This window comes from Jatrophihabitans sp. GAS493, from assembly GCF_900230215.1.
Lineage (GTDB): Bacteria > Actinomycetota > Actinomycetes > Mycobacteriales > Jatrophihabitantaceae > MT45.
Genome location: NZ_LT907982.1, coordinates 3,817,188 through 3,837,830, shown reverse-complemented (window position 1 = coordinate 3,837,830; position 20,643 = coordinate 3,817,188). Strand labels below are relative to the sequence as shown.

The 20,643-nt window shown below is 67.3% G+C and carries 19 protein-coding genes; 8 read left to right on the top strand and 11 right to left on the bottom strand.

From position 1 onward, the window contains the following. Nucleotides 1–28: 28 nt before the first annotated feature. The 3 genes from lipA to CPH63_RS17810 form a co-directional block, all read right to left on the bottom strand. Nucleotides 29–1,009: a lipoyl synthase gene (gene lipA, locus CPH63_RS17820; RefSeq protein WP_241895722.1), complete on the bottom strand. Its 981-nt coding sequence runs from the start codon at nt 1,007–1,009 to the stop codon at nt 29–31. A 4-nt stretch (nt 1,010–1,013) separates the two neighbouring features. Beyond that, nucleotides 1,014–1,730: a lipoyl(octanoyl) transferase LipB gene (lipB, locus tag CPH63_RS17815; RefSeq protein ID WP_241895721.1), complete on the bottom strand. Its 717-nt coding sequence runs from the start codon at nt 1,728–1,730 to the stop codon at nt 1,014–1,016. Between the two features lie 68 nt (nt 1,731–1,798). Beyond that, nucleotides 1,799–2,530: a peptidase E gene (locus tag CPH63_RS17810; protein ID WP_096304143.1), complete on the bottom strand. Its 732-nt coding sequence runs from the start codon at nt 2,528–2,530 to the stop codon at nt 1,799–1,801. Nucleotides 2,531–2,644: 114 nt separating this feature from the next. Here CPH63_RS17810 and CPH63_RS17805 point away from each other — a divergent pair, with 114 nt between their 5' ends. Beyond that, nucleotides 2,645–4,243: a serine/threonine-protein kinase gene (locus CPH63_RS17805; RefSeq protein ID WP_096304142.1), complete on the top strand. Its 1,599-nt coding sequence runs from the start codon at nt 2,645–2,647 to the stop codon at nt 4,241–4,243. Here CPH63_RS17805 and CPH63_RS17800 read toward each other — a convergent pair. From CPH63_RS17800 to lpdA, 3 genes are all read right to left on the bottom strand, one after another. Further along, a complete protein-coding gene (locus CPH63_RS17800; protein ID WP_096304141.1) occupies nt 4,228–5,133 on the bottom strand; it encodes a TIGR01777 family oxidoreductase in 906 nt (301 codons plus the stop codon). The two genes, CPH63_RS17805 and CPH63_RS17800, sit on opposite strands and share 16 nt — an antisense overlap. 9 nt (nt 5,134–5,142) lie before the next feature. Further along, nucleotides 5,143–6,597 (bottom strand): 2-oxoglutarate dehydrogenase, E2 component, dihydrolipoamide succinyltransferase, encoded by a 1,455-nt coding sequence (sucB, locus tag CPH63_RS17795; RefSeq protein WP_096304140.1) that lies wholly within the window; start codon nt 6,595–6,597, stop codon nt 5,143–5,145. Nucleotides 6,598–6,661: 64 nt separating this feature from the next. Next, entirely contained in the window at nt 6,662–8,041 is a 1,380-nt protein-coding gene (gene lpdA, locus CPH63_RS17790; RefSeq protein ID WP_096304139.1) for a dihydrolipoyl dehydrogenase, read from the bottom strand. A gap of 210 nt (nt 8,042–8,251) precedes the next feature. Between lpdA and CPH63_RS17785 the strand changes: the two genes are divergently transcribed. Next, nucleotides 8,252–8,605: an oxidoreductase gene (locus CPH63_RS17785; protein WP_096304138.1), complete on the top strand. Its 354-nt coding sequence runs from the start codon at nt 8,252–8,254 to the stop codon at nt 8,603–8,605. Between the two features lie 10 nt (nt 8,606–8,615). Here the strand turns inward: CPH63_RS17785 and CPH63_RS17780 are convergent, their stop codons facing one another. Then, nucleotides 8,616–10,109, bottom strand: a complete 1,494-nt coding sequence (locus CPH63_RS17780) for a leucyl aminopeptidase (protein WP_096304137.1) — start codon at nt 10,107–10,109, stop codon at nt 8,616–8,618. A gap of 73 nt (nt 10,110–10,182) precedes the next feature. Between CPH63_RS17780 and gcvT the strand changes: the two genes are divergently transcribed. Further along, on the top strand, nt 10,183–11,292 hold the full coding sequence (gene gcvT / locus CPH63_RS17775) for a glycine cleavage system aminomethyltransferase GcvT (protein ID WP_096304136.1): 1,110 nt from the start codon (nt 10,183–10,185) through the stop codon (nt 11,290–11,292). Here the strand turns inward: gcvT and CPH63_RS17770 are convergent, their stop codons facing one another. Continuing rightward, entirely contained in the window at nt 11,293–12,306 is a 1,014-nt protein-coding gene (locus CPH63_RS17770; protein WP_157749632.1) for a nicotinate-nucleotide--dimethylbenzimidazole phosphoribosyltransferase, read from the bottom strand. A 409-nt stretch (nt 12,307–12,715) separates the two neighbouring features. On the opposite strand from CPH63_RS17770, the gene CPH63_RS17760 reads away from it, so the two are divergent. After that, nucleotides 12,716–13,507 (top strand): TetR/AcrR family transcriptional regulator, encoded by a 792-nt coding sequence (locus CPH63_RS17760; RefSeq protein WP_096304134.1) that lies wholly within the window; start codon nt 12,716–12,718, stop codon nt 13,505–13,507. A gap of 26 nt (nt 13,508–13,533) precedes the next feature. Here the strand turns inward: CPH63_RS17760 and CPH63_RS22420 are convergent, their stop codons facing one another. Continuing rightward, on the bottom strand, nt 13,534–14,169 hold the full coding sequence (locus CPH63_RS22420) for a DUF3043 domain-containing protein (protein WP_157749631.1): 636 nt from the start codon (nt 14,167–14,169) through the stop codon (nt 13,534–13,536). Nucleotides 14,170–14,409: 240 nt separating this feature from the next. Here CPH63_RS22420 and CPH63_RS17750 point away from each other — a divergent pair, with 240 nt between their 5' ends. The 3 genes from CPH63_RS17750 (at nt 14,410) to CPH63_RS17740 (ending at nt 16,991) form a co-directional block, all read left to right on the top strand. Continuing rightward, a complete protein-coding gene (locus CPH63_RS17750) occupies nt 14,410–15,354 on the top strand; it encodes a Rieske 2Fe-2S domain-containing protein (protein WP_096304133.1) in 945 nt (314 codons plus the stop codon). A 158-nt stretch (nt 15,355–15,512) separates the two neighbouring features. Next, the gene (gene erpA / locus CPH63_RS17745) at nt 15,513–15,902 is read left to right on the top strand and encodes an iron-sulfur cluster insertion protein ErpA (protein ID WP_096304132.1); all 390 of its coding nucleotides are present in this window, start codon (nt 15,513–15,515) and stop codon (nt 15,900–15,902) included. A gap of 102 nt (nt 15,903–16,004) precedes the next feature. Continuing rightward, on the top strand, nt 16,005–16,991 hold the full coding sequence (locus tag CPH63_RS17740; RefSeq protein WP_096304131.1) for a carbohydrate kinase family protein: 987 nt from the start codon (nt 16,005–16,007) through the stop codon (nt 16,989–16,991). 53 nt (nt 16,992–17,044) lie between these two features. Here CPH63_RS17740 and CPH63_RS17735 read toward each other — a convergent pair whose 3' ends face one another. Further along, nucleotides 17,045–17,548, bottom strand: coding sequence for a type II toxin-antitoxin system PemK/MazF family toxin (locus CPH63_RS17735; protein ID WP_197704420.1), 504 nt, complete (start codon nt 17,546–17,548; stop codon nt 17,045–17,047). 8 nt (nt 17,549–17,556) lie between these two features. Then, complete coding sequence (asnB, locus tag CPH63_RS17730) at nt 17,557–19,464, bottom strand: asparagine synthase (glutamine-hydrolyzing) (protein WP_096304129.1); 1,908 nt, start codon at nt 19,462–19,464, stop codon at nt 17,557–17,559. A gap of 237 nt (nt 19,465–19,701) precedes the next feature. Here asnB and CPH63_RS17725 point away from each other — a divergent pair, with 237 nt between their 5' ends. Then, nucleotides 19,702–20,625, top strand: coding sequence for a cytochrome c oxidase subunit II (locus CPH63_RS17725; RefSeq protein WP_197704419.1), 924 nt, complete (start codon nt 19,702–19,704; stop codon nt 20,623–20,625). The last annotated feature ends 18 nt before the right edge of the window (nt 20,626–20,643 follow it).

Here is a 20,643-nt window from a genome sequence, read left to right as displayed (position 1 = left end):
TCGGATCAGCCGCGAGCGGCCGGCGGGATCAGCCGCGAGCGGCCATCGCCTGCTGGTACAGCCGCCCGGCCCGATACGAGGAGCGAACCAGAGGACCGCTGAGCACTCCGGCGAAGCCGATCTCCTCGGCCTCCTGCTGCAGCTGCACGAACTCCTCCGGCTTGACCCAGCGCTCGACCGGGTGGTGTCGGGGGCTCGGGCGCAGGTACTGGGTGATCGTGATCAGCTCGCAGCCGGCCTCGAAGAGATCGCGTAGCGCCCGGCTCACCTCGTCCCGGGTCTCGCCCATGCCGAGGATCAGATTCGATTTCGTGACCAACTCAGCGTCGCGGGCCCGGGTGATCACCTCCAGCGACCGTTCGTAACGGAAGGCCGGCCGGATGCGCTTGAAGATACGCGGCACCGTCTCCACGTTGTGGGCGAGCACCTGCGGGCGGCTGCCGAAGACCTCGGCCAGATGGGCGGGGTCTGCGTTGAAGTCGGGGATCAGGAGCTCGACCCCGGTGCCCGGGTTCAGCTCATGGATCTGGCGCACCGTTTCGGCGTAGAGCCAGGCCCCGCCGTCGTCGAGGTCGTCGCGGGCGACTCCGGTAATGGTCGCGTAGCGCAGCTGCATCGTCTGCACGCTCTCGGCGACCCGCCGCGGCTCGTCACGGTCGAGTGGGTCCGGCTTACCGGTATCGATCTGGCAGAAGTCGCAGCGGCGGGTGCATTGGCTGCCGCCGATGAGGAAGGTAGCCTCGCGGTCTTCCCAGCACTCGTAGATGTTCGGGCAGCCGGCCTCCTGGCAGACCGTGTGCAGGCCTTCGCGCCGTACCAGCGACTGCAGGGCGGTGTACTCGGGGCCCATCCGGGCCCTGGTCTTGATCCACGGCGGCTTCCGCTCGATCGGGGTCTCGCTGTTGCGCGCCTCGATGCGCAGCAGCTTGCGGCCCTCCACGGGTGCGCTCACTGGATTGGTCGTGGTGTTGGCGGTCTGGCCCGTGGAGCCGGCAGGAGCGAGGGTCACCAAGTCAGGCTACGCCGCTCGCGTACTCAGGTGTGGTCGTCGATTCTGGCGGCGCCGCTGCTTCGTCCGGTACAGAATCGTTGGAAAACGCGAGGAGATCGCCGAGCCGAGCCGAGACGGCGGGAAGAACGTCGGCCACCGTCACCGGGCGCCCGGTCTCGGCCGTGAGCGAAGTAACCGTGGCGTCAGCGATCCCGCAGGGAACTATCCGGTCGTATGCGCTGAGGTCGGGATCGCAGTTCAACGCGAAGCCGTGCAGGGTGACGCCTCGCGCGATACGGATGCCGATTGCCGCGATCTTGCGCTGCTGCCTCAGCTCGTCAGCCGGCAACCAGACACCGCTACGCCCTTCGACCTGACCGGCGGCGACTCCGAACTGGGCACAGACACCGATGAGCATCATCTCGATCCGGCGTACGTAGGCCACCACATCGATCGGATCGGCCAGCTTGAGGATCGGGTAGCCAACCAGTTGCCCGGGGCCGTGCCAGGTGATTCTGCCGCCCCGATCGACGTCAATCACCGGCGTCGAGTCGGTGGGACGCTCCCAGGCCTCAGTGCGACGCCCGGCCGTGAAGACCGGTGGGTGTTCGAGCAGCAGGACGGTGTCGGGACGAGCATCGGCCACCCGCTCGTCGTGCAACTGCCGCTGTAGTTCCCACGCTTCGGTGTACTCGACCAGACCTGGGGTCAGCACGTTCAGCGGTTGTGGGTTCGGCACAACACGAACGGTACGCGGTGCCGGCCCGCCGCCCGCCGATGAGCCCGAGTCGCGGCTCCGGCCCGCCATCAGCGGAGGCGGCGGATATCCAGTCTCGTCTCCACCGCCGTCGCGTCGGACGAGCGCTCGACGTAGTACGCGCCGGCGCCGTCCCGTTCGGCCACCGCCTCGACGAACCGGGTCCCGCGGTAGAGCAGGCCGGCCCCGTCGTCGGTCGCGTAGCCCGCCGGCAGGGTCGCGTCGGCGATCATCGCCTGGAACTTCGGCCGGCGCTGCTCCTCGGAGTCGTAGTGGACTCCATTGGAGAACGGCACGAATCCCAGGCCGTTGGTCACCGGGCGTAGGTCGGGGCCGAAGGAGTCGGTGGTGCCTCCGGTGTGCCAGCAGATGGAACCCGCAGACACTCCGGTGAGCACGACCCCGGCCTCCCAGGCTTGCCGCAGTGCTGCACCCACGCCGTGGAGATCCCACATCGCCAGCAGCCCCGCGACGCTTCCACCGGTGGCCCAGATGACGTCCTGGCCGAGCAGCAGTTCGGTGATGTCATCGACATTCGGCATGGGAAATAAGGCCAAATGACTCGCGTCCAGGCCACGGACCCCGCAGGCCGCGTAGAAGGCGGCGATCCAGGCCGAGTCGTCACCGACTGCGGTTCCGATTCCGCAGACGCGGGGTGCGCGACCATCGACTCCGGCCAGTTCGATGGCGTACTCGGTCAGCGAATTGAACTCCCAGCGCACCCGGCGTCCGGCCCGGATGCCCCCAGAAGTCGCCAGAATCGTCGGTTCGTCGGCAGTCATTGGGTCAGCCTATAAACCCCCGCGGGGCGGCGTCGCAACGCCCCGGCGGCGACCCGGCGCCACCCTGTGGATAACTTTCCCCTGTAAGTTGCGATCTGTTCTAGCCTGCTCTTCATGACCCCGCGCCCCGGCAACCGTCGAGCGTCTCCGGCGCCGTCCTGGCGGCTCGACGGCTACGCCATCTCCGAACGCCTCGGTGTCGGCGGCTCCGCCGAGGTCTGGCGAGCCCGGGCGGTGCACGATGGCCGCCCGGTGGCGCTCAAGCGTCTTCGGCTGGGCGACCCGGCCCAGGTCCGGGCGGCGCGGACTGAGGCCGCGCTGCTGACGACGCTCGATCACCCGCACCTGATTCGGCTGCACAGGCTCGCCTACACCGAGGATCACGTGGTGCTGGTGCTCGAACTCGCCGTCGGTGGGTCGCTACGCGATCTGCTCAGTCGGCGGCGGTTCCTCACGGTTGACGAGGCGGTCGCTGCACTGGCTCCGGTCGGTGTCGCGTTGGCCTACGCCCATCAACACGGCGTAGTTCACGGTGACGTGACGCCGGGAAACGTGCTCTTCACGGCTGGCGGCGCTCCGCTGCTCGCCGATCTCGGCGTCGCCCGCATCGCCGGTGCGGTCCGAGCCGTCGACGATGATCCTGTCCGCTGCACGGCGGCTTACCTGGAGCCCGCGGTCGCCCGTGGCGGCGCCCCGACGGCGGCGAGCGACGTCTTCATGCTCGCCGCGACGCTGCTCCATGCTCTCACCGGCGAGGCGCTCTGGCGAGCTTCGACCACCGACCAGGCGCTACATCTGGCCGCCACCGCCGACCTCGCGGACCTCGACCGGCGGGTCGCTCCGTTCGGGGTCGAGCTCGCCACCCTCATCGTGCGCGCCCTCTCAATCGAGTCGTCTCAGCGGCCCACCGCAGCCGAGTTCGCGCTTGACCTCAGGCGCTGCGGGCGGCCGTCGACGCTCGAACTCAATGCCGGCGCCGTCCCGGGGGCCACCAGGGTCGAGCCGCTGCTACCGATTCTCGAACCCGACGAACCCAGCGAGGGTGGCCTCGGCAGCGCGCTGAAAGACTCCGGACGGCGAGGCGGCGGTGTGCATCGTGCTACCCGGGGCTCGCCGGACCGTCCACCTTTTACTGATGATTCGGATCAGCGTGGCCCGGGGACTACCCGGCCCCGGCGTCGGTCCGGGCGCGCCGCAATGCTTCTCGGCACGCTGATCGCGCTACTGGCAATTGCCGCAGTTAGCCTCCATCCTCGCGCACGGGGTGAGCGCACCACCGGCGCTGCCGGCTACGCCGAGGCAGGTCGGCCATCGACCCCGGACGAGTTGGCCGCCAAGTGGCTCGTCGTGCTGGATGAGCTTCGGGAGCAGGCCTATGCCACGAACAACCCCGGTCTCCTCGGGCAGGTGTACGACTCGGCGGGGCTGCGCAACCAGGACGCAGCGCTACTGGCCACGTTGGCACCCCGTGGTTGTCGATTGATCGGGGTCCGGACCACCTTCGCCGACGTCCACGCCGAAGCACGCCTCTCCCGGTCACCGCTGACGTCCACCGACCTGGTGGTGACCTCGTCGGCGTCGCTGGCGCCATCCACGCTGGTCTGCGGCACAACCAAACGCAGCAGCGCCCCGGGGCAGTCCGCAGTGACGCTGCGGACGACACTGCGCCGGGTCGGGTCGCAGTACCGAATCTCGGGTCAGACCCGGGTCTGAGCCCGTCCGAGGCTGGTCGTCAGCGCTTCGGTGAGGGTGGAGTGTCGAAAGGCGAAACCGGAAGCCTTCAACTTGACCGGAAGTGCGCGCTGGCCGGTGAGCACATCCGAGGAGAATTCGCCGAGTGCCGCCCGCAGCGCGAAGCCAGGCACCGGGAGGACGGCCGGACGGTGCAGAACGCGTCCGAGGGTCGCTGAGAAGTCAGCGTTGGTCACTGGCGCCGGGCCGGTGAGGTTCACCCCGCCATGCACCTCGCTGGTCAGCAGGTGTTCGATCGAAGCGATCTCGTCCACCAGGGAGATCCACGGCCAGTACTGTTCGCCGCTGCCGAGCTTGCCGCCCAGGCCAAACCGGTACAACGGTGCCAGCTTCGCCAGCAGTCCGGTGCTGGCGTCGAGCACGAGACCGGTCCGCAGATGAGCCACCCGGACTCCGGCCGCCTCGGCCGGGGCGGTCGCCGCCTCCCAGTCCACGCAGAGGCCAGCCAGAAATCCGTCACCGGCGGGAGCCGACTCGTCGATAGCCGCCGCGCCGGCATCCCCGTAGTAACCGACGGCGGACGCGCTGAGGAAGACCTTCGGTGGAGTAGCGGTTTCGGTGATGGCCCGGGCCAGTGTGCAGACCGAGTCGATCCGGCTGGAGCGCATGACCTGCTTGTACTCGTCGGTCCAGCGCTTCTCGGCTACTCCGGCCCCGGAGAGGCAGATGACCGCATCGATGCCGTTGAGTGCGGCCTGATCGAGTTCGCCCCGATCAGGCCGCCACGTCACTTCGGTCGAACCGCTCGCCGGCCGGCGCACCAATGTTCGGATCACGTGTCCGTGTTGCACCAGCGATCGGGACAGCGCGGTCCCGATCGCTCCGGAGGCACCTGCGAGGAGAACCTTCATGTTTTGTGGTTAGGCGAGCCCGAGTGCGCGCTCGAAGTTGCCGCCCTCGAGCCGGTCCTTGATCGTCGTGAGGAAGCGCGCCGCGTCGGCCCCGTCGATGATTCGATGGTCGTAGCTCAGCGCCAGGTAAACCATCGAGCGGACGGCGATGGTCTCGCCGAGATCGTCATCGTCGATGACGACCGGGCGTTTGACCACGGTCCCGGTTCCCAGGATGCCGACCTGCGGCTGGTTCAGGATCGGCGTGTCGAATAGGGCGCCGCGACTACCGGTATTGGTGAGTGTGAACGTCGCGCCACCGAGCTCGTCCGGGCTGATCTTGTTGGTGCGGGTGCGCTCGGCCAGGTCAGCGATCTTGCGTGCGGTGCCCGCGAGGTTGAGGTCACCGGCGTCGTGGATCACCGGCACGGTCAGCCCGGCCTCGGTGTCCACGGCGATGCCCAGGTGTTCGCTCTCGTGGTAGGTGATCGTTCCGGCCTCAGTGTCGATCGAGGAGTTCAATACCGGGTGGGACTTGAGGGCTTCGACCGCCGCCACCGCGAAGAACGGCAGGAAGGAGAGCTTCACACCCTCCCGCGCCAGGAAGTCGGCCTTGGCCCGCTCGCGAAGCCGCGCGATCCGGGTCACGTCGACCTCGACCACGGTGGTGAGCTGCGCGCTCACCTGCAGGGATTCCACCATCCGGGCCGCGATGAGCTGGCGACGGCGGGTCAGCTTCTCGGTGCGGCCCCGCAGCGGGGATACCGCCGGTGTGGCCGCCGGTGCCGGTGCGGCGGCAGGCGCCGCTGCGGGAGCGGTGGGTGCGGACTGCTTCGCCGCAGCCGCCGCGAGCACGTCCGACTTGCGGATGCGGCCGCCGACGCCGGTACCGGCGACGCTGCCCAGATCTACGCCGTGTTCGCCGGCGAGCTTGCGGACGAGCGGGGTGACGTAGGTGCCGCCACCCTCTTCGTCCTCGTCGGTTTCGACCGCACCCTGGGCCGCGGCCGGCGCTGCAGCCGGAGGGGTGGCAACCGGTGCGGGTGCGGGAGCCGGAGTGGCAGCAACCGGGGCGGGAGCAGCTGCGACAGGTGCGGGTGCGGGGGCGGGGGCCGGTGCAGGTGCTGCGGCCGGTGCCGCCGCAACCGGTGCCGGCTCAGCGGGCGCGGCCGGGGCCTCGGCGGCCGGGGTCTCGGCGGCCGGGGTCTCGGCGGCGGGGGTCTCAGCGGGTGCTGCGCCAGCGTCGTCGCCGTCGGAGATGACCGCGATCTCGACGCCGACCTCCACCGTCTCGTCCTCCTGCACCTTGATCGAGATCAAGGTTCCAGAGGCAGGCGAAGGGATCTCGGTGTCGACCTTGTCGGTTGAGACTTCCAGTAACGGCTCGTCGGCATCGACGTGATCACCCTCGGCCTTGAGCCACCGGGTAACGGTTCCCTCAGTGACGCTTTCACCAAGGCGGGGCATGGTTACTGACACCGGCATGATTACAAAAACTCCTTCGGCTATGAACGATGGTGCTGGGGGTGGAGCGGGCGGATAGTGGCGTTTAGTTGTGGGTGTGCAGCGGCTTTCCGGCCAGCGCGAGGTGCGCTTCGCCAAGCGCCTCGGATTGGGTCGGATGCGGATGGATCAGCTGGGCGACTTCACTGGGCAGCGCCTCCCAGTTGTAGATCAGCTGCGCTTCGGCGATCAGTTCGCCGACCCGCGCCCCGACCATGTGCACACCGAGGACCGGACCGCCCTTCTCAGCGACCAGCTTCACCGCGCCCTGGGTCTTGAGAATCTGCGACTTGCCGTTGCCGCCGAGGTCGTAGGTCAGCGTCGTCACCTTGTCGGCGCCCAGCCGCTCGACCGCGTCGGCCTCGGTCAGCCCGACCGAAGCGACCTCCGGCTCGGAGTAGGTGATGCGCGGAACACCCGCGTAGTCGATCGGTACGACCGGAAGCCCGGCGATCTGCTCAGCGACCAGGATCCCTTCGGCGAATCCGACGTGGGCCAGCTGCAGCGTCGGGATCAGGTCGCCGACAGCGTAAACGCCGTCGACACCGGTCCGGCAGTACTCATCGACGACGACGAAGCCGCGGTCGAGCGTGATGCCGTTCTCCTCGTACCCGAGGTTGGCCGATGTCGGTCCACGGCCCACGGCCACCAGCAAGACATCGGCCTCGATCGCCTCGCCACTGGCCAGGAAGACCCGGACGCCGGAGTCGGTGTGCTCGAAGCGCTCGTAGCGAACACCAAGTTTGAAGGCGATCTTGCGCTTGCGGAAGGCGCGTTCGAGCAGCTTGGAGTTGGCCTCGTCCTCCAGCGGCACGAGGTGCGGGAGTGCCTCCACGATGGTCACGTTGGTTCCGAAGGAGGTCCAGGCGCTGGCGAATTCACAGCCGATGACCCCGCCGCCGAGAATGATGGCCGACCCCGGTACGTGATCGAGTTGCAGGGCCTGGTCGCTGGTGATGACGCGAGTGCCGTCGATCTCCAGACCCGGCAGCGTCCGAGCGTAGGAGCCGGTGGCCAGCACGACGTTGGCACCGGTGTAGGTGTCGTCGCCGACCGCAACGGTCTTCGGTCCGACGAGACGACCCTCGCCCTCGACGACGTTGATGTTGCGGCTCTTGATGAGGCCCTGCAGCCCCTTGTAGAGGCGCGAGACAACCCCGTCCTTGTAGGCGTTCAGGGCGACGCTGTCGATACTTTCGAAGGTGGCCACGACGCCGAATTGCGCGCCCTCCCGGGACGCGTCAGCGACCTCGCCGGCGTGCAGGAGCGCCTTGGTCGGGATACAGCCGCGGTGCAGGCAGGTGCCGCCGACCTTGTCCTTCTCGACTAGCACTACGGACTTGCCCAGTTCGGCGGCGCGCAGCGCAGCGGCGTAGCCCCCACTTCCGGCGCCTAGGATGACGAGATCGGCCTGGTGGTCTGCCACGGTATGTCTCCTGTAGAAGCTGTATTGAGATCTTTAACCAAGATTGAACACGTAGCGGCGTTCACCAATTCCGACGGTGCCCGCTGCGGCGCAGTGGTTGTCGGTGTCTATCTTGGCACTCCTGGCTCGGATCTGTGACAACGCATGGCTGGACGGTGTCATCATGGAACATCGATCGCGGTGGCACACCGGAAATGCGAGGGGAACGGCATGCGCTTCTTCGGCCGGCGGAAGAGTGACGGGGCGGGCGAACTGCGCACTGCCACATCGGCGGACACCCGCCATCTGCAGGAGTTCGTCGCGTCTCGCGAGGGCGTCGAGGCCTATCTCGAGCCCCGGACCGCGGTGACCGAGACAACTGTTGTGTTGGTCGCCTCATCCGGGGAGTGGACACGCCGTCGGGTTGACGGAGCTGACGGCGCCACCGACTTCGCCAAGCGCAACGCCATCCCGCTCTACGACGCGGCGATGGTCGGGTATCCGCAGCGGATGCGTGAGTGGACCCAGAAGCGGAAATTGGCGGGGGAGACCGGCCCTCCCGGAGCCTCCAGCCCCACTACCTGACCCGACTACCTCACCCCTCTGTCGCCAGCAGTTCCAGGGACGCGAGGAGGGTGCGCACCGCCGCTCCCGTGCCGCCCTTCGGCGTGTAGCCGTGAGGTGCGCTGCTGTTGAACGACGGCCCGGCGATGTCGAGGTGAACCCAGGGCAGGCCTTCACTGACGAACTCGCCGAGAAACAATCCGGCCGCGAGCATGCCGCCCCAGCCCTGGGCCGGGAGGTTGCTGAGGTCCGCCACCTGCGACTCCAGTCCCGGACGCAGATCGTCGGGTAGCGGCATCGACCAGACGGCTTCGCCGACCGAGTTGCCGGCTGCGGTGACACGGTCCCGGAAGACCGGCTCACCCATGGCAGCGATGACCCGGTTGCCGAGCGCGACCACCTGGGCGCCGGTGAGGGTCGAGGCCTCGATGAGGTAGTCCGGGCTGTCTTCGCAGGCTCGCGAGATCGCGTCGGCCAGCACGATACGACCCTCGGCGTCGGTGTTCGCGATCTCGAGCGTCTTGCCGCTGCGCAGGGTCAGTACATCCGATGGGCGGTAGGAGCTCCCCGACACCATGTTCTCGGCCAGCGAGACGGTGGCGGTGACCTCGATCGGCAGTCGCAACTTGGCCGCGGCGACGACGGTGGCCACCACGGCGGCGGCCCCTCCCATGTCGGACTTCATCGTGGCCATGCCGCTACCCGGCTTCAGGTTCAGGCCGCCCGAGTCGTACGTGATGCCCTTGCCGACCAGGGCAACCCGGGTGCGCGCGCGAGTGCCCGAGTAACTCACCCGAACCAACCGCGGCGGTCGGACCGAGCCCGCCCCGACTCCGAGGATGCCGCCGTAGCCGCCGCGTTTGAGGGCTCGCTCGTCGAGGATCTCCACGGCGATGCCGGCGGCCGTCGCCGCATCGCTGAACCGCTTGGCCAGGGTGGCCGGGTAGATCTCGTTCGGCGGCGCGTTCACCAGATCGCGGGTCAGTACGACGGCGTCAGCCAACGCCTTGGCCCGGCGTAGTGACGCCACCGCGGGGCGGCTCTTGGGATCGCTCGTGGCGATGCCGATGCGGGTGGCACCGGCTCGTTTGGGGGAGGACTTGAACTCGGTGAAGCTGTAGCCGCCGAGCAGCGCCCCTTCGGCGGCCGCGGCCGAGATCGCAAGGTCGGCGCCGGTTCCGATCGCCACGTGAACGGCGTTCGTGCCGGAGAGGCTACGGACGGCCGCCCCGACGGCTCGGCGAACCGTCTCCGGCTCCAGCGCCCCGCCGGGTTGAGGTGCGCCGAGTCCGACCGCGACCACGAGGTCGAAGGAGGCCAGGCCCAATGTCGCGACCTTCGTTATCTCCTCGGCGCGGCCGGTGGCGGCCAACGTTTTCAACGCGGCCAACAGCTTCCGCCCGAGCACCGATGTCACCACGTTGGCGCCGGGAGCCAGGACCGGCCCGTCCGGCCCCTTTAAAACGCCGACGATGACCGTCTTCGGAAGCTGAGCGTCGATGCCGACCAGTGAGACTGTTGCCATCCGCCCACCCTAGCTGTCCCCGGTTTGACGTACCTCTGTCGGCGCACCGGCCACCTCGTCGTAGCGTGTCAGCATGACTGAGTTACTGCGATCCCCGCTCTATGACCGCCACGTCGCGCTGGGGGCGAAGCTGGCCGACTTCGGCGGCTGGGAGATGCCGATTGAATACACGGCCAGCGGCGGGGGCGTGTTGAAGGAACACGCCGCGGTTCGTGACGCGGTCGGCATCTTCGACGTCTCACACTTGGGGAAGGCGCTGGTGGCGGGCCCCGGTGCGGCGGAGTTCGTCAACAGCTGTTTGACCAATGATCTTCGGCGTATTGCGCCGGGCTCGGCTCAGTACACGCTGTGTTGCGACTCGGCGGGTGGTGTCGTCGACGATCTCATCGCCTACCTGGTCAGCGATGACGAGGTGTTCCTGGTGCCGAACGCGGCGAACACCGCTGCGGTGGTCGAGCGATTGGTAGCGGCCGCGCCCGATGGGATCGAGGTCCGCGGGCAGCACCGCGACTACGGAGTCCTGGCGGTGCAGGGCCCGCGATCGGCTGACGTTCTCGCTGCCCTCGATCTGGCCAACGACCTGCCGTATATGGCCTACATCGACGACACCTTCAACGGCGAGCCGATTCGTATCTGCCGCACCGGCTACACCGGCGAGCACGGTTATGAACTCCTGCCGAAGTGGGACACCAGCGTGCAGGTGTGGGATGCCTTAACCGAGGTGATCAGCGGCTTCGGTGGGATGCCGGCCGGCCTCGGTGCCCGCGACACGCTGCGCACCGAGATGGGGTATCCGCTGCACGGGCAGGACCTCTCCCTCCAGATATCACCATTGCAGGCTCGATCGGGCTGGGCCGTCGGCTGGAAGAAAGAGACGTTCTGGGGTCGCGAGGCGCTGCTGGCCGAGAAGGCGGCCGGACCGGCGCGCGTCCTCTGGGGTCTCAGCGCCGTCGGACGGGGAATTCCACGGGCTCACATGGAGCTGCTCGACGCCACCGGTGGCGTCATCGGCGAGGTCACCAGCGGGACGTTCTCACCGACTTTGAAGCGCGGCATCGGGCTCGCTCTGGTCTCGGTTGACGCTGGGGTGGCTGAGGGTGACGAGGTCGTGCTGGACGTGCGGGGGCGTCCGTCGCCGGTGGTGATCGTGAAGCCGCCGTTCGTGCCGTCGCACGTGCGCTAGCTAGCGCTGTACCGAGAGCGAAGCCTGCAGCAGTTCGAAGGCGAGCAGCGCGCCCGCACCCTGACCGGTGGCCAGCCCGAGCTCCAGGATCGGGGTGAGCCCGAGGCGCGTCAGCGCGAGGGCGTGACCGGCTTCGCTGGAGCGTTGCGCGGCATGAAACCACTGCACGGCCACCGGATCGGCCCGCTGCACGAGCATTCCGGCCGCCGCGCTGACCAGACCGTCCAACAGCACCGGGGTGCGGCGGGCGGCCGCTCGATGGAGGAAGCCGGTCATCGCCGCGAAGTCGGCGCCGCCGGTGACCCGAAGCAGCTCGGCCGGCTCATGCCGCTGCGGCCAGGCCCGCAGCCGGGCGTCGCGCACGACGGTCATCTTGCGCATCCACCCCTCGTCATCGACCCCAGAGCCCCGTCCGATGCACTTCAGCGGCTCGGCGCCGGCCAGCACACTGACGATCACTGCGGCGACCGCGGTGCTGCCTCGGCCGACGTCGCCGAGGAGCAGCAGGTCCGTGCCCGCCTCGATCTCGGCGTCCGCGATGTCTGCGCCGAGCTGAAGGGCGCGTCGCGTCTGGTCGGCGTCCAGCGCATCTTCCAGGTCGGCCCGGCCGCTGGCGTCCCGGATCCAGGACTGGTCCGGCGAGGCGGCCGTCCCGTCGCCGCTGCGGCGCGTCGAGCTCACGTCCACCACCCGAAGCCCGACCCGGGAGAGCTCAGCCAGCCGATTGATGGGCGACGATCCGTCCCGCAGGGCGGCGAGCTGCGCGGCGGTGTAGCCCGGTTCATGGGCCGAGATGTCTGCCTCGGCGAGTCCGTGGTCGCCGGCGAAGATGACCAGCTTAGGACGTAGGAACCGACGGGCCGGTGACTGCTGCTGGACGGCCGCCGCCCATTTGGCGAGACCGGCCAACCGACCCCAACCGGGGTGAACCGCGAAGCGTTCGGACTCGGCGCGGGCCGAGTCCGAGTCCGGCCAGTCGATGATGTCAGCGAGCAGGTTCTCGTCGTCGGTCACCGGGCTATCTTGCCTCCTCGGATGTGGGACGGACACGCCGCTCGGCGCTCCGCGCGTCCATCCATCGATCTGAGCGATTCGGCACTGTCCGTATGCGGACCTAACGGGATATCGTCAACGGCGATGTCGTGAAAGTGAACGTGTCGCTGACCAGATGGGTGGAATGAGCATGGCGTGGACGTGGCAACTCGAGAGCGCGGCCAGTGAAAACGAGTCCGGCCCGAGTCGCTCAGCGCTCGCAGAGATCGAGAATCCGGTGCATCCGAGCCAGTCCGACGCCGAGAGCTGGGTTGGCGAGACGTGGCCCCAGCTGGCCGAACAAGGTGTCACACAGGTCACCCTTTTTCATGACGGTGCGTTCGTCTACGGCCCTATGCTCCTTTCAGAATGAGGGCCGGAGGTGGGCAATATGAGTAACCGCGCCTATGGCGGGCGCACCGCCGAGCAGCGCCGGGCTGACCGGCACGCACGCCTGGTCGAGAGTGCGACTGAACTATTCGGAACCGACGGATACGCCGCCACCCCGATCGAGCGCATCTGCAGCCGGGCCGGCGTCTCGACTCGCAACTTCTACGAGGAGTTCGACAGCCGCGAAGCGCTCCTCATGGAGGTGCACGGCCAACTGACCAACCGGGTCTGGATGAAGGTCTTCGAGTCGCTGATGGGGCTTGAGGAGGCGACCATGCAGCAGCGCGCGGTCGCCGGGCTCACCACCTATGTGCGGGAGACGGTAAATGATCCGATCTACGTGCGCATAATCCACGTCGAGATCATCGGCGTCAGTCCGGCCGTTGAGGACTACCGGTTCAAGCAGCGCGAGAAGTGGACCCAGATCGTCGATATCGAGGTCCAGCGGGCGATCAGCCGGGGTGAGGTGATCAAGCGTGACTACAGCATCGGCACGATCGGGCTCATCGGTGCGGTGACCGCGATAACCCACCACTGGTGGCGATCAGGGCGTACGCGATCGCCGGAGCAGCTTGAGGCGGAGCTCATTCACTTCGCTGAGGTCTGCATGCTCGACCTGACCAACCCGGATTCATCCTGGCAGGTGGCGGCGCCGCGCACCCCGGCCGGGCTGGTCGAGGAGTCAGCTAACGAGGACCGAACGGTTCCGGCAAGCGAGGGTGGTCCCTTGGTCGAGGCGTTGGGCATCCAAGACGCCGCCGCCGATGAGTCCTTGGCTAATCAACCTAGCTAGACGCTGCCGGAGAAGGCCGGGCTGAACTAGATCGTGTCGCCGCGGTTCACCTGCGGCGCCGGCAGACGCCAGCGGCGGGGCAGGTAGGAGCGGCTTCCGGCGTAGAAACCGATGCTCAGTGGCGATTCCCGCGTCTCGATGCCGCGACTCTTGGCCAGTAGTAGCACCTTGCGACCAGTGAGGAACCACTCGCCCACGATCACCATGAACAGCGCGAGCACGACGACGTTCACGTACTGGATGCGGAAGCCGAGCAGCATCAGCGGGAACAGAATCAGCATGTAGTTGCTGATCATTCGATGTGAATCGACCCAATCGCGGGCTAGTCGGCGGGTGGCCCCGCGGTCACGCTTGGGCAGAACTGACTCGTCGCCGCGACGGTAGGCATCTCGATAGGCCACGCTTCCACGGGCCGGTGCGGCCGATCCGGACCGCGTAGCGGAGGTGGCCTTAGCCGCCTTCGCCTGGTTCTTCTGCCAGCTCATCGCCTCGCGACGATTCTGCGGCGGCGCGACGACCGGGGCCCGGCGCGGCGCGGAGTCTCGACGCTTGGGCGTGGGGCGACCCTTGGCGGCGGCGCCTGAGGTGGCGCTCACCTCAGGCGTCGAATCCAACTGCTGGGCGGAGGCGTCCGATGTGGAGCGTCGGGGCAGAATCTTCACGCCTATGAGAATAGTGCGCAAATGCGATGGCGCCGACCATGGCTCGAGCTGATTCTGCCTGCTTGCTCTCGCCGGGGCCGGGAGGAGTGGGCAGCTCGACCGTCGAGTCGGTCGGAGAGTGACCGGGCGATGACTGGGTGGTGGGATTCGGTCGGCGATGGATACGTGGTCAGGCGGGTGGTCAGGCGGGTGGTCAGGTGCGGGGGATAAGCGGGGGATAGACGGGGGAGAATTGCCGACATGAGTCCCCAGCTGTCCGATCGTTGGCGTGCCCGGGCCGGCGAACCGGGGTGGCTGCTGCTGCCACTGCGGGCATTTCTGGCCTACGTTTTTCTCTACGGGGGCATCTCGAAGATCGCCGACCCGCGGTTCCTCGACGGGCATTCGGCACTGTCGCTGCACGCCACCGTCACAGCGGCCCGCACCGCTAGCCCGATCGGTTCATTCCTCGGGCCGGTCCAGTCACACAGCTCCGCGTTCGGGCTCCTGATCGCTCTGGGTGAGCTGGCGGTCGGCGTGGGACTCGCCTGCGGGCTCTTCACCCGGGTCGCGGCACTGGGCGGGATGCTGCTGGTGCTGCCACTCTGGCTGACGGTGAGTTGGCGGGCCGACCCCTGGTACACCAGTGACGACGTGGTCTACCTCTTCGCTTTCACACCAATTCTGATCGCCGGTAGCGGCGGTGTCTTCGAGGTGACCGCTCTCTTCAGCCGCCCCACTGCGTCGGGCGACCGATCGCCCTCCAATGCGATCGGCCGCCGCAGCGTCCTCGCCGCGGGGGCGGGCGCGGTGACCCTGCTGATCGCCGCCGCAGCTGCCCTGCTGCGGCCGGTGCACCGGTCCCGGCAGGCCGGCGTCGCGCCGACACCGGTACCCACCCCGGGTGGCGGGGCAGTCCTGGCCCAAGCATCCGCTGTAGCGGTGGGCGCCGCGCTGCCGGTCACCGACCCCAGTACCGGTGATCCGGCCTTCGTGCTTCAGCTGCAACCGGGGGACTTCACCGCCGTCGATGCGGTCTGTCCGCACCAAGGGTGCCCTGTGAGTTATCTCTCGGCCAGCGAGGGGTTCGTCTGCCCGTGCCACGATTCGCGCTTCACCTCGACCGGTGAACGCATCTCCGGACCGGCCACGCGTGGCCTGACCAGCATTCCGGTCGCCGTGGTGGACGGTGAAGTGCGCCGCTGAGCCTCAGTTGCCGGACTTTTCCACTACGATGGGAATATCGGCTGAGCCCATGATGGTTCCCACAGGGAGCTGAATTGGTCTCTGAGAGTTCGCAGCTCGTGTAATCGCGATTCCGACACCGTCTCGACCACCGTTTTCCATCCCTTGGGGAGTACTGAATGACCGCAATCGACACCGCGACTCAGGTTGAACTGACCGCTGCACCCGCCGACGCACCGGCCACGTCGGTAACCCTGACCGACGCTGCCGCCGGCAAGGTCCGCGTCCTGCTCGAGCAGGAGGGCCGCGACGACCTTCGTCTGCGCGTCGCCGTCCAGCCCGGTGGCTGCTCCGGCCTGCAGTACCAGCTGTTCTTCGACGAGCGCACCCTCGACGGCGACATCGAACTGAACTACGAAGGCGTCCCGGTCGTCGTCGACCGGATGAGTGGCCCGTACCTCGTCGGCGCGACGATCGACTTCACCGACACCATCGAGCAGCAGGGCTTCACCATCGACAACCCGCAGGCCTCCGGCGGTTGTGCCTGCGGTAACTCCTTCTGCGGCTAGTCGCCGAAGGCTGGCCCGATACACAAACATCAGCAAGATCGCAAAAGGCAGCGCCGACCGTGATGGTTGGCGCTGCCTTCCGCGTTCGGTAGCGTCTGCACCATGCCTGTTCTCCTGAGCGGTTCCATCGCAACCGACCATCTGATGCACTTTCCGGGCAAGTTCTCGGATTCCCTCCTGGCCGAGCACCTGCACAAGGTGTCCCTCTCCTTCCTCGTCGATGACCTCGTCGTCCGTCGTGGCGGTGTGGCGGCAAACATCGCCTTCGGGATGGGGCAGCTCGGCGAGAACCCAGTGCTGGTCGGCGCCGTCGGGGCTGACTTCGCGGAGTACCGCAGTTGGCTGGAGCGCCACGGTGTCGACTGTGACTCCGTCTACGTCTCGGAGGCGCACCACACCGCGCGCTTCGTCTGCACGACTGACGAAGAGATGAATCAGATCGCGTCGTTCTACGCCGGCGCGATGAGTGAGGCCCGGAACATTGAGCTCGCCCCCGCCGTCGAGCGCACTGGCGCCGATCTGGTCGTCATCAGCGCCGACGACCCGGCCGCGATGGTCCGTCACAGCGAGGAGTGCCGCCAGCTCGGGTTCGCCTTCGCGGCCGATCCCTCTCAGCAGATCGCCCGAATGTCGGGTGAGGAGCTGATCTCATTGATCGACGGGGCGACCCTGCTCTTCACCAACGACTACGAGAAGAGTCTGCTCGCGTCCAAGACCGGACTCAGTGATGACGAGATCCGCGCTCGCGTCGAGGTCCGGATCACCACGCTGGGATCCTCCGGCGTCGAGATCGAGGCACGCGGCGCCGACACGATCCGCGTGCCGGTGGCCCGCGAACGGGCGAAGGTCGATCCGACCGGGGTCGGCGACGGCTTCCGGGCCGGGCTGCTGGCCGCCCGCTCGTGGGGACTGGGCTGGGAGCGGTCGGCCCAGGTCGGCAGCCTGCTCGCCACGCTGGTACTGGAGACGGTGGGGACCCAGGAACACACCGTCACCATGCAGAACTTCGCTGATCGCCTGGCCGAGTCCTACGGAGACGAGGCGGCCAGCGAGGTCGCGCCGTTCCTGAAGACGATCGCCACCGAGTAGCAGACTGGCTAGCCGTCCGGCCGCAGTAGCTGCCACCCTGCGGCGGTCGAGCGCTAGCGCCAGCCCTTCGCCTGCTTGAGGGCGGCGATCACAGCGTCGAATCGAGCCCGGTCGATGCTTGCACCCTCGCGCCGCACCGCCGCGGGGTCGATCCGCAGCACACGGTCGAGACGGATTTCACTTGGGCGTCCCTGGGGATCCCAGGCGCCTGATCCCAGGTCGAACCAGTGTCGCCCATCGCGGGTCTCAGTGACGCCACCAGTGACACGGGCACCGGCGTGATGGTCCTTGCTGGTCAGCGCCAGGCCCAGCAGCGAGGTGCTGCGGCTGTCATGGCCGATGAGCAGGACCGGACGGTCCTTCCCCTGCTTCGGGTCGTCCTCGTAGCTGACCCAGGTCCACACGATCTCGCCCGGGTCCGGCCGTCCGTTCGGCTTCGGTGCATACTCGGCGCGGGCCACTCCGGTGAAGTCGCCGAGATAGTCGGCGCGCTGGCGATTGCGCGGTGAGGCGCTGCCCGAGCGCCCGCCGAACAGACTGGCGATCCGCGAGAACATGGAGCCCATCAGATGTTCACCGGGTAGACCGGTTCGGGTACGACCGGATGGATCCGCTGATCGACGAAGATGCCGTGCCAGAGCATGAAGACGAGCAGCGTCCAGATCTTGCGCGAGTAGTCGTGCGGCCCGGCCCGGTGCGCATCCAACAGCCGCAGTGCCTCGGCCGGGTCGATGAGGTGTGCGGTCTGGGCGTCGGTGATGATGCTCCGCGCCCAGTCATACATCTCGTCCTTGAGCCAATGCCGGATCGGGACCGGGAAGCCCAGCTTGGCCCGATTCAGCACGTGCGCCGGGACGATATCGGTCAGCGCCTGGCGCAGGGCGTACTTGGTCGTCTCCTTCGTGATCTTCAGGTCGGTCGGAATGGTGGAGGCAACCTCGAAGACGCCGGTGTCCAGGAACGGCACACGCAGCTCAAGTGAGTTGGCCATCGTCATCTTGTCGGCCTTGACCAGAATGTCGCCGCGCAGCCAGGTGAAGAGGTCGATGTACTGCATCCGGGTCGAGCCGTCGAGGTGCCTGGTGCGGGCATACAGCGGATCGGTGACGTCCCGATGGGAGAGCTTCGGATCGAACGTCTTGAGAAGTCCGGTGTCGGCCAGTTCGTCATTGCGGAAGATGCGCGCATTGCCGTAGTAGCGCTGCTCGATCTCGATGGACCCGCGACGCAGCAGGTCCTTGCCCCGCATCCCCTCCGGCAGTTGCTCGCCCAGCTTCCCGAGCTGGCGGCGCAGCGGCATCGGCACCCGTTCGAAGGGGCGCAGCGAGATCGGCTCCCGATAGATCGTGTACCCACCGAAGAGTTCGTCGGCGCCTTCGCCGGAGAGCACCACCTTGACGTGCTTGCGAGCCTCACGGGCGATGAAGTACAGCGGGACCAGCGCCGGGTCGGCGACCGGGTCCTCCAGGTACCAGATGATCAGCGGCAGCGTCTGCATCATCTCCTCAGCGCTCACCACCTTGGTGATGTGCTCGACGCCGATGGCGGCGGCCGACTCGGCGGCGACGTCGATCTCGGAGAACCCGCTTCGCTCGAACCCGGTGGTGAAGGTGAGTAGCTTCGGGTTGTGCCGCTTGGCCAGCGCCGCGATGGCGGTCGAGTCGATCCCGCCGGAGAGGAACGCACCGACCGTCACGTCAGCCCGCATATGCAGGGCCACCGACTCCTCCAGCGCCGCTGTGATGCGCCGGTAGAGGGCTGCCGGGTCGCTGACCGGCCGGATGGCGAAGTCCGGGTGAAAGTAACGGTGGGCTACGACCTCTTCGCCCGGCCGGAGCGTGAAGTACGTACCGGACTCGATGCGGCGGATTCGTCGATGCATGGATCCGGGCTCGGGCGCATACTGCAGTGTCAGGTAGTGCTGCAGGGCCGTGAGGTCGACCTCCGCCGTGGTGCCGGGTAGAGCTACGTCGAGAAGGCACTTCTTCTCGCTGCCGAAGAAGACTCCTCGTTCGTCGGAGTAGGTGTACATCGGCTTGATCCCGAACCAGTCCCGCGCGCCGAAGACGACGCGCTCCTCGGCATCCCAGATCAGGAACACGAACATGCCACGCAGCTCGCGCACGACCTTCTCGCCGAGGTAGTGGTAACCGGCGACGATCGTCTCGCCGTCGCCGTCGGTTTCGAAGACCGCACCGAACTCGCGGACCAGCCGCTCGCGCAGTTCGATGTAGTTGTAGATCTCGCCGTTGAAGATCAGGTGGTAGCGGCCGTTGAGATACGGCAGCGGCTGGTGCGAGTGGTCGATGTCGATGATCGACAGACGCCGGAACCCGATGACGACGTCGGCGTCGGCCCAGATTCCACCCTCGTCCGGGCCCCGGTGGCGCATGGAGGAGAGCGAACCCTCGATCAGCGACTCCGCCTTCGCGGCGCCCGCGTCCGCTGAGAGAAATCCGATCAGACCACACACAGTCTCTATACCCGTGTTCCTCTGCGACGACGTAGGGGTCAGCCGGTGACCACGTCACCAACGGTCCGGTGACCACGTCACCGGCGATCCGGCGACTACGTCGCAGCGACGACGCCGGCACCCCAGTATCGCCGATGACGCACGTGACCCGCGGCACGCCGACCCCTGACGGAGCGCAAGGTAGGTGTCCGATAGGCTCCCAATTGACTTTGCAGAAGCTCGAGAGGTGGTCAATCGGTGCAGCGTAAGCGTTGGATGCGCCCGGTGCGTTTCATGCTGTTGTCGGCTGCCGCCATGGTCTCGCTCGCGGGTTGCTCCGCGCACGACATCGAGGCCAAGCTGCGCTTCGGCTGGCCGACCGGTGTGACTGATCAGGCCACCAAAATGCGGGTCCTCTGGACCTGGTCGTCCGTCGCTGCCCTCACGGTCGGAGTCTGCGTCTGGGGGCTCATATTCTGGGCCTGCATCCGGTACCGCAAGAAGTCCGACGAACTGCCGAAGCAGACGCGCTACAACCACGTGATCGAGTGGGCCTACACAATCGCTCCGTTCTTCGTCATCGCTGGTCTCTTCTTCTTCACGGTGAAGACCGAGAACAACGTCAACCGGTTGTCGAAGAATCCCGATGTGCTGGTTCAGGTCGACGCCTTCAAGTGGAACTGGCAGTTCGAATACCTGCAGGATCACGGAACCCAGTTGACCTACCCGGGCACCAGCCCGGCTGAGGCGCCGTCGACGGTCGGTAGCAGCGAGGAGATTCCGATCCTGCTGATCCCGCGCGGTGAGACGGTGCAGTTCGTCGAGCACTCCTCTGACGTGATCCACGCCTTCTGGGTGCCGGAGTTCCTCTTCAAGCGCGACGTGATTCCGTACGGCACCACGAGCACCGCGCGGGACAACCGCTTCGAGATCACACCGACGACCGACGGAAGTTATGTCGGTCGCTGCGCGGAACTCTGCGGGACGTACCACTCGCAGATGAACTTCGAAGTAAGGGTTGTCGATCCTGACGTCTACCGGCAGTATCTTGACGCGCTGACCAAGATCGGCCCGACGGATCCGGCTCGACAGAGCAAGGCGCTGGCCGAGATCGGGCAGGCCCCATACGCCACCACCACGCACCCGTTCAACACCGACCGCAACGTCAAGTCCGCGTCGTAAGAAGGAGATCGGACACAA